Source organism: Methylobacterium sp. Leaf111 (assembly GCF_001423285.1).
Lineage (GTDB): Bacteria > Pseudomonadota > Alphaproteobacteria > Rhizobiales > Beijerinckiaceae > Methylobacterium.
The window spans coordinates 1-12,964 of sequence record NZ_LMNE01000035.1 but is presented as its reverse complement, the minus strand read 5'-3'; the positions used below and the strand labels follow the sequence as shown (position 1 = coordinate 12,964).

The following is a 12,964-nucleotide window of genomic DNA, read 5'->3' as shown; positions in this document are numbered from 1 at the left end:
TCCACATCCGGTGTCCGCGATTGCCTTCGCGACATCCCGCGCCTCCAAAATGGCGCCCCCAGAACTAAACCTACCAGACAGCCAGCTTTGCCGGCCTAGAAAAAAAGGGCCGCGCTCCGAAGAGGCGGCCTGAAGTCCTTGGGTCTCGAAACCTCTGGAGTGCCGGTCCCGCCGAATCGGGCGCCGTCCGAAGAGCTGGGGAGCCGTGGAGATCGGACGCCGCGCCGGAACGGGATCGACGAAGTTTCGGCCACAGGTGTCACTCTCCATCAAGGCCGACGCTGGGCCTCATGGCGGCGAAATCGTGGTGATGTGTGTCCGTGCCGAGCGGGAGTCGTCGCCCTTGCCGCGAGGAGGGCCCAGCACCATCATGAGGGATCAATCCGGGACAGGAGTGACGATGAGCGAGAGAACCGGTGCCGATTCGCGATCGCCCGAGGCCGCCGCCCGGGTCATCCCCTTCCCGACCGCGCCGGTGCAGCCCCAGATCGCCTTCGACCGCGCGGAGCTGCGCGTTCTCTTCAACCTCTACGGACGGATGGTGTCGCAGGGCGAGTGGCGCGACTACGCCCTCGATTTCCGGCGCGACAAGGCGGTGTTCTCGATCTACCGGCGCAGCTCCGAGATGCCCCTCTACCGGGTCGAGAAGGACCCCAAGCTCGCCCGGCGCCAGGGCGCCTACGCCGTGGTGGCGGCCTCCGGCCTCGTGATGAAGCGCGGCACCGACCTCGCTCGCGTCCTGGCCGTCCTGGAGCCACCGCTGCGGGCGGTGTGATCGCGCCCGCGTGGCGCCCGGGCCCCGGCACTTAGCCCATGAAAAAGGCCCCGGCGGTGTCCCGCCGGGGCCTTTTCGTCATGCCTCCGAGAGACCGGGTTCGCTCAGCGACGGTCGCCGAGGAGCGAGAGCAGCATCTGGAACATGTTGATGAAGTCCAGGTACAGGGTCAGGGCACCGTTCACCGACAGCTTGGCCGCACCCTCGGCATCGGCGCTGCTGTAGAGGAACATCTCCTTGAGCTTCTGTGTGTCGTAGGCGGTGAGGCCCGCGAAGATCAGCACGCCGATCACCGAGATCGCGAACTGAAGCGCCGAAGAGGCGAGGAAGATGTTCACCAGCGAGGCGATGATGAGGCCGATCAGGCCCATGATCAGGAACGAGCCCATGCCCGACAGGCTGCGCTTGGTGCTGTAGCCATAGAGGCTGAGACCGCCGAAGGTCGCCGCCGTGATGAAGAACACCCGCACCACGCTCGCGCCCGTGAAGACGAGCAGGAGCGAGGACATCGAGGCGCCCATCACCGCCGCGAAGGCGAAGAAGGTCAGGCGCGCCGAGGCCGCGGACATCCGTTCCATCCGCATCGAGAAGATGAAGATGAAGGCGAGCGGCGCCAGCATGACGACCCACTTCAGCGGGCTGGTGTAGAGCAGCTGGCCGAACGGCGTCAGGGCGACGCGGCCGGTCGCCGTCTGCGCGACGGCGGCCATGTTGAGGCCGAGCGCCACGAGACCGGAGATCCCGAGGCCGATGACCATGTTGTTGTAGACGCCGAGCATGAAGGTCCGCAGGCCCTGGTCGATCTCGACCTGGCTGCCGGCGTACCCGGTCGGCTGGGCGCCATACCGGAAGGGGCTGTTATCGAATGCCATGGGAGTTTCCCTTGGAAGCTCTCTCAGCGTGTGATTTCGGAATGAGGCTCACGCACAGGACCTCTTGGCGCCAAGCGACGCCTCAGGGCGAAATATGTTCGGTCACGCTGCCCCGCACAAGGGCCGGCCCAGGCTGAAACGCCGGAATCGCACCGGGCTATGCTGGTATTTTGTTCGATCCGGCAGGGATTAAAAAGGGGCCTGACCATGCGAGCATTGCGCGGGCCCGGGATTAACCAAGGTGGATTTCCGGGTTCCGTCCTTGCACCGAACCGGACCGCAGCGGCGCGCCCGCGTGGTCGCGGGGCACCCGGCGGAGCGGCGCCATCCGCTCCGCGAGCCCCCGTCAGGCGACGGCCTTGTCGAGGCAGCATTTCTTGAACTTCTTGCCGCTGCCGCAGGGGCACGGGTCGTTGCGGCCGACGTGCTTCAGGGGATTGCGCACCGGCTGGCCGAAGCCCTCCGCCGTCCAGGCGAGGTCCGCCAGGGGGTCTTCGAGGGGGCCGAAGCGCAGGGGATCGAAGCGGCCGAGGTCGTCGCCCTCCGCCTCCGCCTCGCGCAGGGCCCTGGGGAACCAGGTCGGGTCGCTGTTCGACTCGGTGAGCCGCCCGTCCCGGCGGGCGGCGAGGACGCGTCCCCCCAGGTCGCGCAGGCCCAGGAGGGCGATCGCCTCCTCCCAGCCGGCCCAGGCGAGGTCGCCCTCGACGGCGGCCCGCTTGTCGTCGAAGCGGACCAGGAGGTCGTGGGTCTCCTGCGGCGGGATGCGGCCGGTCTGGGTCAGGTAGGCCAGGGCGGCGAAGGCCTCGTTCCGCACGGCATCGTCGACGGTGCTGTCGACCAGCAGGGCGCCGAGGGGAGCCGCGTCCCCGTCGAAGACGCTGACGAGGATCCGGGTCAGGGTCGTCGTCACCGCGTCGCCGAGGAGGATGTCGAGGGTCTCGCCGTCCAGGGCCAGCAGCCGGATCAGCGGCCGGTAGACCCGGCTGTCCCGGGCCGCGGCGAGGACGTGCAGGCCCCAGAACAGGAGGTCGGCCTCGGCCTCCTCCAGGTCCGGCTCCCGGGCGGCCCGATCGAGGACCGCGAGCACCGCGTCGGCGATGCGATCCGGCTCCGCGAGGGCCGCGCGCATCTCGGGCGCCGGGAGGTACTTGGCGGCCGAGAGGGCGGCGACGAGGTCCGCATCGAGCATGGGTGGTCTCTCCTGTCAGGAGCGAAGGGTCGCCCCGGTCTTGCGCGCGACCTCGGCGACGATCCGGGCGCTGACGGCCTCGATCTCCGCATCGGTGAGGGTTCGGTCCACCGGCTGAAGGCGGACCGCGATCGCCACCGACTTCGCGCCCTCCGGAATGCCGACGCCCTCGTAGAGGTCGAACACGTCGATGCCGGCGATGAGCTTGCGCTCGGCGGCCTGCGCGGCCTTGACCACGTCCCCGGCCGCAACGTCGCGGCCGACCACGAAGGCGAAGTCGCGGGAGATCGGCTGGAAGTCCGACAGGGCCAGCGCCGGCTTGACCTTGGTGGGACGGTATTTCGGCAGGGGCACCGCGTCGAGGGTGATCTCGAAGGCGACGAGCTGGCCCTTGAGGTCAAGGGCCTTCATCACGCGGGGATGGACCTCACCGAAGAACCCGACTGGGTTCTTGGGGCCGAACTGCAGGGTACCGGAACGGCCGGGATGCAGCCAGTCCGGGCCGCCGGCCACGACCTGCAGGCCGCCGGTGGGAATGCCGAAGGCGGCGAGCAGGGCCAGGGCGTCGGCCTTGGCGTCGAAGGCATCGACGCCGTCGGTGCGTCCGTCCCAGTGCCGGCCCGCGCCCGCCTGGGTGGCGGTGCCACGGCGGATGGCGGCGGCCCGGATGGTCTGCCCCTCCGGCTGATCGGTGGCGAAGCACTGGCCGACCTCGAACAGGGCGACGTCCGGGCTGCCGCGGTCGGCGTTGCGCTGGGCGGCGCGCAGCAGGCCGGGCACGAGGCTTGGGCGCATGTCGGAGAGATCGGCCGCGATCGGGTTGGCCAGGGCGAGGTCGGCGCCGCCGCCGCCGAACAGGATCGCGTCGTCGTGCGGAATGAACGACCAGGTCACGGCCTCGACGAGGCCGCGGCTGGCCAGCGCCCGCTTGGCGAGGCGCGTGCGCTTCTGCAACACGGTCAGCACCGGCTTGCCCACCGCCGCCTCGATGCGCGGCAGGGGCTTGGGCTCGATGCGGTCGAGGCCGGCGATGCGGATGATCTCCTCGACGAGATCGGCCTTGCCCTCGACGTCCGGCCGCCAGGAGGGGGTGAGCACCTTCACCCGGTCGCCCGAGCCGGCGACGTGGAAGCCGAGGGCCTCCAGCGTGACCTTCATCTCGGCTCGGGAGAGCTCGATCCCGGCGAGACGCCGGGTCTCGGTCCAGGGGAAGTCGATGACGCGCTCGGTCTGGGGCGGCTCGCCCATGATCACGGGCTGGCTCGGGCTGCCGCCGCAGATCTCCAGGACAAGGCGGGTGGCGAGGTCGAGGCCCGGCAGGGTGAAGGCCGGATCGACGCCGCGCTCGAAGCGGTAGCGGGCGTCGGTGATGATTCCGAGGCGGCGGCCGGACTGGGCGATGTTCACCGGGTCCCACAGGGCCGATTCGATGAGCACGTCGGTGGTCCCGTCGTCGCAGCCCGAGGCCTCGCCGCCGATGATGCCGCCGATGGACTCGACGCCCTTGTCGTCGGCGATGACGACGGTTTCGCCGGTCAGCGCGTAGGTCTTGCCGTCGAGGGCCTTCAGGGTCTCGCCGTCGCGGGCGCGGCGGACCACGAGGCCGCCCGCCACCTTGGCGGCATCGAAGACGTGGAGGGGCCGGCCGCGGTCGAAGGTCAGGTAGTTGGTGATGTCCACGAGCGCGTTGATCGGGCGCAGGCCGAGCGCTCGCAGGCGCGCCTGCATCCAGCCCGGCGAGGGGCCGTTCTTGACGCCGCGCACGAGGCGCAGGGTGAAGTAGGGGCAGAGGCCCGCGTCGGGCGCCGCGAAATCGAGGGTGACGGGCACCGGGCAGGCGCCCTCCCCGCGCACCGGCGGCTGGGGCGGGCGCTTGAGATCGCCGAGGCCGGTCGCCGCGAGGTCGCGGGCGATTCCGTGGATGGCGGTGCAGTCGGGCCGGTTCGGGGTGAGGTTGATCTCCACCACCGGGTCGTCGAGCTTGGCGTAAAGGGCGTAGGGCTGGCCCGTGGGCGCATCCGCGGGCAGGTCGAGGATGCCGCTGGCCTCGTCGCCGAGGCCGAGCTCGGCGCCCGAGCACAGCATGCCGAGGCTCTCGACGCCCCGGATGGTGCCCACCGCCAGGGCCTTGTCGAGGCCGGGCACGTAGGTGCCCGGGGGGGCGAACACCGTCTTCATCCCGGCGCGGGCGTTGGGCGCGCCGCACACCACCTGCACGGGCTGTCCGGTGCCGGCCTCCACCGTGCAGACGCGCAGGCGGTCCGCGTTCGGGTGCGGCTCGGCGGTGAGCACGCGGGCGATCACGAAAGGCTTCAGGCTGGCGGCCTTGTCCTCGATGCCTTCGACCTCGAGCCCGATCCGCGTCAGGGTCTCGGCCACGGTGTCGAGGGACGCCTCGGTGTCGAGGTGATCCTTGAGCCAGGAGAGGGTGAGTTTCATCGCTTGAATCCCCTGGCGTCCGAGGCTCCCAGGTGGGCGGGATGCCGGCGCCGAACAGGAAAGAAAAGGTCTCGTCCGGCCGGGGCCGGCGCGCGAAAGCCGGGGATCAGCCCGTCAGCCCGGCCACCAGGCTCGGGATGTCGAGGGGCCGGAAGCCGTAATGGTCGAGCCAGCGCACGTCCGCCTCGAAGAAGGGGCGCAGGTCCGGCATCCCGTACTTCAGCATCGCGATCCGGTCGATGCCGACGCCGAAGGCGAAGCCCTGGACGCTGTCGGGATCGAGGCCGCAATTGCGCAGCACGTTGGGGTGGACCATGCCGCAGCCGAGGATCTCGAGCCAGTCCGTGCCCTCGCCGAAACGGATCTCGCCGCCCTTGCGCGAGCACTGGATGTCCACCTCCGCGGAGGGCTCGGTGAAGGGGAAGAACGACGGGCGGAAGCGCATCTTCACCGCCTCGACCTCGAAGAAGGTGCGGCAGAACTCCTCCAGCACCCATTTCAGGTTGGCGATGTTGGCCGCCTTATCGATCACCAGCCCCTCGACCTGATGGAACATCGGCGTGTGGGTCTGGTCGGAATCGTGCCGATAGGTCCGGCCCGGGCAGATCACCCGGATCGGCGGCTGCTGCGACCGCATGGTCCGGATCTGCACCGGCGAGGTGTGGGTGCGCAGGACCTTGCGCTGGCCGTTGCGGTCGGGGTCCAGGAAGAAGGTGTCGTGCATCTCTCGCGCCGGGTGGCCGGGCGGGAAGTTGAGGGCGGTGAAGTTGTAGTCGTCGGTCTCGATGTCGGGCCCTTCCGCCACCGAGAAGCCCATGTCGGCGAAGATCGCCGTGATCTCGTCCATGACCTGGCTGATCGGGTGGACGCGGCCGCGCACCTCCGGCGCCTCGCGCACCGGCAGGGTCACGTCGATGCGCTCGGCCGCGAGGCGGGCGGCGAGGGCCGCTTCCGCCAGGGCGTCCCGCCGGGCCGTGAGCGCGCCCTGCACCCGGTCGCGCAGGCCGTTGATGAGGGGGCCGCGCGCCTTGCGCTCATCGGGGGTCATCGCCCCGAGGGTCTTCAGGAGTTCGGAGACCGACCCCTTCTTGCCGAGCGCCGCGACGCGCACGGCGTCGAGGGCGGCCTCGTCGGCGGCGTCTGCGACCTGACGGAGCAGGTCGCCTTCGAGGGTGTCGAGATCGGTCATCGGTTCCACTCACCGGCTGCGGCGCCGCCCCTCGCGGGACCGGGCGGGCTCGATCGGCATCGGGGCGAGGGTTTTCCCGGTCCCCGGCCGCAACGCAAGCGGCAGGGGGTCGAAAACCCCGGATCGTCGGGCACAAAGACGAAAGGCGCGGCTCCCCGGGGGCGCCGCGCCTTTCGTGAAGAAGAGCGCCCGGCTTGGGCGAGCCGAGCTCGCCTCAGGCGGCCTTAACTCAAGCGGCCTTGGCTGCCGGGAGGGCGGCCTTGGCCAGCTCGACCACGGCGGCGAAGGAGGCGGGCTCGTGGATGGCGAGCTCCGAGAGGGCCTTGCGGTCCACCTCGATGCCGGACTTCGACAGGCCGTTGATGAAGCGCGAATAGGTCAATCCATGCTCACGGACCGCGGCGTTGAGGCGCTGGATCCAGAGGGCGCGGAACGTGCGCTTCTTGTTCTTCCGATCGCGGTAGGCATACTGCATGCCCTTCTCGACCGCCTGCTTGGCGATCCGGATCGTGTTCTTGCGGCGGCCGTAATAACCACGGGCGGCCTTGAGGACTTTCTTGTGCTTCGCGTGACTGGTCACGCCGCGCTTGACGCGGGCCATGGGAGTTCTCCTGGATTACGAAAAAAGCAGTGTCGGCGTCGTGAAGGCTTACCGGCTGTTGGGCAGGAAGTACTTCTTCACGTTGGCAGCATCGCCCTCGAACAGGGTGGTGGTGCCGCGCAGGTTGCGGATCTGCTTCGTCGTCCGCTTGATCATCCCGTGGCGCTTGCCGGCCTGGGCATACATGACCTTGCCGGTGCCGGTGATCTTGAAGCGCTTCTTCGCGCCCGACTTGGTTTTCAGCTTGGGCATTTGGCTCTCCTGAACGCGCAGCGGCTCCGATCCGGCTGGATCGAAGAGATGCGCTCGGTTGATGCTTCTGATGGAGCAGCACGAACCGCCACGGCAGCCCGATCGGCCGGGCGGTTCAACGCGAGGGGGCTATGACAGAAAAGCGACGCGGTTTCAATGCCGCCTCTCGGGGCTCCATCGCGCGACCGAGGCGGGACCGGAAATTCCCGACCGAATGCGCTCGGGGATTGCTTGACAGCCCCGGGCGCTGAACCTACACCCCCGACACCGCCGGAAACGGGGCGGGACGTCAAGCGGGCGTAGCTCAGTCGGTTAGAGTGCCGGCCTGTCACGCCGGAGGTCGCGGGTTCGAGTCCCGTCGCCCGCGCCACGTCACTTCTTCGCCGAATATTGGATGCGGGCGTAGCTCAGTCGGTTAGAGTGCCGGCCTGTCACGCCGGAGGTCGCGGGTTCGAGTCCCGTCGCCCGCGCCATCGCGTTCCGCACGCACCATTCGTCTTCTCCCCGCCGCGCCCTACCCTTTCCCGAGGATTCTTCGGGGGGCGACGGATGTCGGGTGTCTTCTTCCTCTACTTCACCGTCTGCCTCGCCCGCGCGCCCGATACCTGCGAGTCGCGCAGGCTCGCCCTCGACGTGGACGACGCCCCGGCCTGCCTGCACGTGGCGCAGCCGCAGCTGGCGCAGTGGATCGGCAGCCATCCCGAATTCCGCATCACCGCTTGGCGCTGCGGCGCGCCGCCCCGCGATCGCGGCACGCGGATCTGACTTTGCCCCGTGACCGGGGAGACACAGGCGCCCCTCCGGCGCGCGAACCCGTGCGGGCCGCCGCGTTTTCGCCGCATGGAATGCGGAGGCGAAGGGCCGACAGGCCCATTCCCGAGATCCGTCCGCACCGATGCGCTTTCCCCGTCCCGCCCCTCCGCGCCCGCCGCTCCGCCTCGGCGCGGGCGCCCTCGGCCTCGCCGTCCTGCTGGCACTGGCCGGTTGCGGTGCCCCCACCCTCCTCGCCCCCGACCAGCCCACCAGCCTCGTCATCCTGGACGAGCAGGCGGCCGCCGCCGCGATCTCGCGCTACCGGGCGCAGCACGGCCTCGGCCCGGTGGTGATCGATTCGAGCCTGATCCGGGCCGCCTCGTACCAGGCGGCCTCCAACGCGAAGGCCGGCCGCCTCAGCCACGAGATCGGCGGCACCTTCGATTCCCGCATGGCCCAGGCCGGCTTCGGCCGGAGTTACGCCGCGGAGAACCTCAGCGCCGGCTCGGCCACCTTCGACGAGGTGCTGGCCCGCTGGAAGGCCTCGACCGAGCACAACAGGAACATGCTGATCCCGCAGCTCCGGCGCATCGGCATCGCCCGCGTCGACGCGCCGGGCACCCGTTACAAGCGCTACTGGGCCCTGGTGATGGCCGGCGGCTGAGACGTTGCGCACTGGCCTTCGCGGCCGGTGGCGCGGTGCCCCCTCAGAGTGCCCCGGTCCGAGCCGCGGGTCCCGCCGCCTCGTGGGGCTGGGCGCGCGCCTGCGCCCCCTGGATCAGGCGCTCGCTGGTGAGCTTCAGGAAGGAGAAGCCGAATTCCGGGTTCTGGTCATAGAGCTGCTTGACCTCCGAATAGGAGATTCGCAGGGCCTGCCCCGCCTCGACGCAGATCAGCGAGGCGGTCCGGGTGTTGCTCGGCGAGAGCAATCCGAGCTCGCCGACGACCCCGCCGGCCCGCACCGCGATCCCGTATTCCGGAAGCGACCGCTCTCCACGTCGAACATCTCGGCCGCGTCATCGCCCTGGCGGAAGACGGTCCGCCCCGCCCGGAAGCGGACCGCGCGGCCGAAGGGCCGGCGCCAGTCGAGGGAGAGGTCGCCCTCGGCCGCCGCCTCCCCCTGGCGCACGAGGCGCACCATCTGCCAGAGCCGATAGGCGTTGAAGGGGTCTGGATCGCCTCGGTGAGGACCACCGGTCAGCTCCCGATCAGCAGGCCCTAGGTGATGACGGCCACGCTGGGGACGAGGGCGATGATCCGCAGCGGGATCATGGTGGTCATCGCCGAGGCCGTGATGGTGAGAGCCGTGCCGGAATACCCGATGGCCTCGACCCCATCGATGCCGACCCCGGTCAAGGCAGGGTCCCGACCGATCGCGCCCTCTCAGCCCCGCCCATCGTCGGCATCCGCCTCGGCGAGACCATCCTGCAGGGAGCGGATGATGGTCCGCATCTCCGGCACCATGGCGATCGCCTTGGCGATGCGCTGCGCCTCCTCCCGGGTCATCGCGCCCGTGGCCGCATGGGCACCGGCCTCCTCCGAAAAGTAGGTCCAGGCCACGGCCAAGCCCTCTCCGTCCTCGACGCAGAAGCTTCCGTCCCGCTCGACCACGATCCAGGGCGGCGGGAATCCCCGGGCCGGCCTCGCGTGGATCTCGGCATCGTCCGCCACGGGACACCTCAGCGTTGGGGCAGGGTCGCGATCGCCGCGTTGCGACTGGTGGGCGGTGAGGGACTCGAACCCCCGACCCTCTCCGTGTAAAGCTCGGCGTCCGGTGTAGGGAAACATTTCTGTCTCCCATTAATTGCGAATTATCAGCCATTTAGGTCGGCGACCCTCACATTTTGGTTGCCAAAAATGGCCAGCAGGTGACAGGAGCGTGCTTCCCAGCGCTTCCCAGCCGAGGCCCACATGCGGCTTTCACGTGCCAATATCGTCAGTTTGGAAATCCTGGAAGGAAAATCCGAACGGATCGTTTTCGACGACGCGCTGCCCGGGTTCGGAATCCGGCTCCGAGCCGGGGGAAAGCGAACCTGGATCGTACAATATCGAGTTGGGGCGAAACACCGGAGAATTACAGTCGGCAACGTCGCCGCCCTTGAGGCGGACGACGCCCGCAAGCGGGCGCGGGAAATTCTCGCCAAGGTCCAACTCGGGGGCGACCCGCAACAGGAGAAAGCCGAGGCCCGCGCACGTGCGGCAATCACCCTTGCGAGCGTGGCGACCCAATATCTCGTTCACGCCAATAAGCGACAGCGGGCGAATTCCTATGCCGAGACGGAACGGTATCTCCTCCGCTACCTCGCTCCGATAGCCGATTTTCCAATTCATGGCCTCACGCGGCGAGACGTAGCCGTATGGCTTAACGATATCGCGGCCCAGCGCGGTCCCCACGCCGCTAATCGGGGGCGCACCTGCCTTTCGGCGATGTACACCTGGGCGATGCGGCAAGGGCACGTGGACTCCAATCCAGTGATCGCGACCGGCAAGGCCGTCGAGGAAATCAGCCGAACGCGTGTGCTGACGCAATTGGAGATATGCGAGGTCTGGAATGCGGCCCGCGGCAACACCGATTACGGTCGCATCATCCGGTTGCTCTTATTGACGGGTCAACGGCGAAATGAGGTCGGCGGAATGCGCTGGTCGGAAATCGATCGCGCCTCGAAAACATGGCGCCTGCCCGCCGAGCGAACCAAAAATGGCCTTCCTCACGATGTGCCTCTATCCAGCGCCGCGCTTGAGGTCATTGACGCAGTGCCGGCTCGCGACGGCCGAGATTTTCTATTCGGCGATAGGAAGGCCCTTTTCAGGGGTGGTCAAAATCCAAGGAACGGCTCGACAAGCGGGTGATGGATACGCGGGTTTGGTTTTCAGGCGAAGGTGCTGCGCCAGTCGTTCCGTGGAGAATTCATGATATCCGCCGAACGGTCGTGACCCACATGAATGAGCATCTTGGAATTTTGCCCCACGTGGTCGAGGCCGTGGTGAACCATATTACTGGCCCCTCAAAAATGGGCGTGGCTGGAATTTATAATCGGGCAATTTACAGCACCGAAAAGCGCCACGCCCTGGAGAAATGGTCGGATTATATTTTTGACCAGGCGAACTTCCGGAAATAATTATAAAACTCGATACCCAAAAAACTCTCTTGCTCTATTGTATCCAGCGTATGCCGCTCTGAATTTTGCTTTATATAACGGAATGTTTGCTATTGACGCGACACGACTCCTTGTGCGTACCATAGTGCGTGGGCCGGTTCTTACGGCATACGCCACTGATGCATCCACAAGACGGGACCGTAATGGCAGAGAACTACCTTTCAGACCTTCCAACAGAAGTCGCCTCACATCTGGTATTAAATAGAATAATCGGGACCAACGAAGCCGCAGCACTATGTAATTTTTCGGTCGGACACTGGCGTAGACTATGCCGGGAGAACAAAATCCCGGCGCCTGTACGCCTTGGCTCTCGAAAACTCGGGTGGCGTCTTGGAACGCTAATCGAGTTCAACGCGCGGCAGGCGGGCTGAGCCATGACCGAACCGCACCAGAACGACCGCACAGCCAGGGGCAAGCACCACCATGGCACCTCACACCCGGCCGGAACGCAAGGCGCCGTAAGCGGCCCGCGCAGGGCCCGGGTACATCCTACGAGCGCCGACGTGGCGGTAGGCGTAGGTCACTCGAGAATGCCGGAGGCTCACATCAAACGTGGCCTCGTGAGGATCGCCACCAAAGGCATTCGGACAGCGAAGGTCACTGAGATTGGCGGCGTGCCTGTCGTGATGACGAAGGAGCTTCCCGAAGGCGTTATGGCGGTTCTCCTCACGGATCGGATTGAGGCGCGCTGGACGGAGACCGGCGTATTGGTCGTTACGCTGGATAGAACCGCGATTTCCGAGATGGCCGGGGGCTATCCGCTGAAGGTATCATTCGGAGAGGCGTCTCCCGCCTGTAGGTAGCTCACCCCTGAAAACAGCAGGTGCATTTAAACCCAAACAGAAAACAGTCATAAAATAGAATTAAGCCCCCGCGATGATGAAATTACAATTCCGCAGGTGCTGATTGTTGGGTTGCCAGAAATCGGCTTACCCCACCAACCGGTTCCGCGTGATGCTCTTCCACGCGAAAGCCTTCAAAGCTCAAGTGATGGAAATGACTCTCGTGAAGCCGATAAGCCTGATTTCCAAACAAAACGCCGATGCTGAAAGTTTAAGGAAACGCCGCCAAAGATTATTGGTTCCGAATGATGCTGATTTGCTGATGCAATCTCTCGAACCATGTTTTGGCTGGCACCTCGACCTAACCATTGGTGTGAAAGGTTGCCAGAGTACTCGCCGAAAGCGAGCCGACGTGAGCCTCCAGCATTGGGCAGAGCGCAGGGCGCGAGCTCTTCACCTCGTTCTGACATTCGCTCCGTCAGACAATCAGGCGGAACAGGCCAGGACTGATGCCTTAGTCCGCTTGACCCTAGGAGATACAGCCAAGCTTGAGCGCGCCGATCAGATCAAGGTCGAGGCCGCGATGGCGGATATTCGTGCCATCCGAGAGGAACTCAAGCTTCGGCGCGAAAAACATAGCTCAGGGAATAGAGCGGCGGAAACGTGAACGGGAGCGCCCCGTAACGAAGCACCCCCGCCCCCAAATCCGAGAAATGCCGGCCAGTTTCCCAACAAGCCGCTTTCGCTATGTAGGTTCAATCAAGATGAGTGCTGAGGTCAAGTCAAGGTCGACATTCGGCGATGCAACGAAACCTTTCCGCGACGCTGGAATTCCGGCGCGCGTGCTCCTGCCGAGCAATTACCCAGGCCCTTGCGCGGGTCGGATTTCGCTGATTCCTTCATGGGATGGGGCGCAGCGATCTTGAGCGGTTGAGCCGCGAGGAGCTGATCGAG

13 protein-coding genes, 2 tRNA genes and 1 pseudogene are annotated in these 12,964 nt (G+C 66.8%); 8 read left to right on the top strand and 8 right to left on the bottom strand.

The annotated features are described in order from the left end of the window. Window positions 1–400 precede the first annotated feature (400 nt). On the top strand, window positions 401–775 hold the full coding sequence (locus ASF41_RS16475; protein ID WP_056216782.1) for a DUF2794 domain-containing protein: 375 nt from the start codon (window positions 401–403) through the stop codon (window positions 773–775). A 104-nt stretch (window positions 776–879) separates the two neighbouring features. Here ASF41_RS16475 and ASF41_RS16470 read toward each other — a convergent pair whose 3' ends face one another. The 6 genes from ASF41_RS16470 to rpmI all read right to left on the bottom strand — a co-directional run bounded on the left by ASF41_RS16470 (window position 880) and on the right by rpmI (window position 7,317). Beyond that, entirely contained in the window at window positions 880–1,647 is a 768-nt protein-coding gene (locus tag ASF41_RS16470) for a Bax inhibitor-1/YccA family protein (protein ID WP_056495071.1), read from the bottom strand. Window positions 1,648–1,993: 346 nt separating this feature from the next. Further along, entirely contained in the window at window positions 1,994–2,836 is an 843-nt protein-coding gene (locus ASF41_RS16465) for a DUF1186 domain-containing protein (protein ID WP_056269932.1), read from the bottom strand. 15 nt (window positions 2,837–2,851) lie between these two features. Then, window positions 2,852–5,275 carry a phenylalanine--tRNA ligase subunit beta gene (gene pheT / locus ASF41_RS16460; RefSeq protein WP_056495068.1) on the bottom strand — a complete coding sequence of 808 codons (2,424 nt, stop codon included), beginning with the start codon at window positions 5,273–5,275 and terminating at the stop codon, window positions 2,852–2,854. A 106-nt stretch (window positions 5,276–5,381) separates the two neighbouring features. After that, window positions 5,382–6,464 carry a phenylalanine--tRNA ligase subunit alpha gene (pheS, locus tag ASF41_RS16455; protein ID WP_056495065.1) on the bottom strand — a complete coding sequence of 361 codons (1,083 nt, stop codon included), beginning with the start codon at window positions 6,462–6,464 and terminating at the stop codon, window positions 5,382–5,384. 229 nt (window positions 6,465–6,693) lie between these two features. Beyond that, window positions 6,694–7,065 (bottom strand): 50S ribosomal protein L20, encoded by a 372-nt coding sequence (gene rplT / locus ASF41_RS16450; RefSeq protein WP_055955353.1) that lies wholly within the window; start codon window positions 7,063–7,065, stop codon window positions 6,694–6,696. A 48-nt stretch (window positions 7,066–7,113) separates the two neighbouring features. After that, window positions 7,114–7,317, bottom strand: coding sequence for a 50S ribosomal protein L35 (rpmI, locus tag ASF41_RS16445; protein WP_018044555.1), 204 nt, complete (start codon window positions 7,315–7,317; stop codon window positions 7,114–7,116). Window positions 7,318–7,610: 293 nt separating this feature from the next. Here rpmI and ASF41_RS16440 point away from each other — a divergent pair. The 4 genes from ASF41_RS16440 (at window position 7,611) to ASF41_RS16425 (ending at window position 8,734) form a co-directional block, all read left to right on the top strand. Further along, window positions 7,611–7,687: transfer RNA gene (locus tag ASF41_RS16440), tRNA-Asp, on the top strand. A 26-nt stretch (window positions 7,688–7,713) separates the two neighbouring features. Next, window positions 7,714–7,790, top strand: a tRNA-Asp gene (locus ASF41_RS16435). Between the two features lie 76 nt (window positions 7,791–7,866). Further along, window positions 7,867–8,082, top strand: a complete 216-nt coding sequence (locus ASF41_RS16430) for a hypothetical protein (protein ID WP_056216766.1) — start codon at window positions 7,867–7,869, stop codon at window positions 8,080–8,082. Window positions 8,083–8,212: 130 nt separating this feature from the next. Next, window positions 8,213–8,734, top strand: coding sequence for a CAP domain-containing protein (locus ASF41_RS16425; RefSeq protein ID WP_056495063.1), 522 nt, complete (start codon window positions 8,213–8,215; stop codon window positions 8,732–8,734). Window positions 8,735–8,777: 43 nt separating this feature from the next. Here the strand turns inward: ASF41_RS16425 and ASF41_RS16420 are convergent. Next, a pseudogene (locus ASF41_RS16420) lies at window positions 8,778–9,411 on the bottom strand (Crp/Fnr family transcriptional regulator). A gap of 42 nt (window positions 9,412–9,453) precedes the next feature. Next, window positions 9,454–9,741 (bottom strand): hypothetical protein, encoded by a 288-nt coding sequence (locus ASF41_RS16415; protein WP_082487198.1) that lies wholly within the window; start codon window positions 9,739–9,741, stop codon window positions 9,454–9,456. Between the two features lie 240 nt (window positions 9,742–9,981). On the opposite strand from ASF41_RS16415, the gene ASF41_RS24075 reads away from it, so the two are divergent. From ASF41_RS24075 to ASF41_RS25065, 3 genes are all read left to right on the top strand, one after another. Continuing rightward, window positions 9,982–10,920: an integrase arm-type DNA-binding domain-containing protein gene (locus tag ASF41_RS24075; protein WP_082504626.1), complete on the top strand. Its 939-nt coding sequence runs from the start codon at window positions 9,982–9,984 to the stop codon at window positions 10,918–10,920. Next, on the top strand, window positions 10,920–11,189 hold the full coding sequence (locus tag ASF41_RS25070; RefSeq protein WP_156653335.1) for a hypothetical protein: 270 nt from the start codon (window positions 10,920–10,922) through the stop codon (window positions 11,187–11,189). Before ASF41_RS24075 ends, ASF41_RS25070 begins: the two co-directional genes overlap by 1 nt. A gap of 993 nt (window positions 11,190–12,182) precedes the next feature. After that, a complete protein-coding gene (locus ASF41_RS25065) occupies window positions 12,183–12,677 on the top strand; it encodes a hypothetical protein (RefSeq protein ID WP_210166993.1) in 495 nt (164 codons plus the stop codon). The last annotated feature ends 287 nt before the right edge of the window (window positions 12,678–12,964 follow it).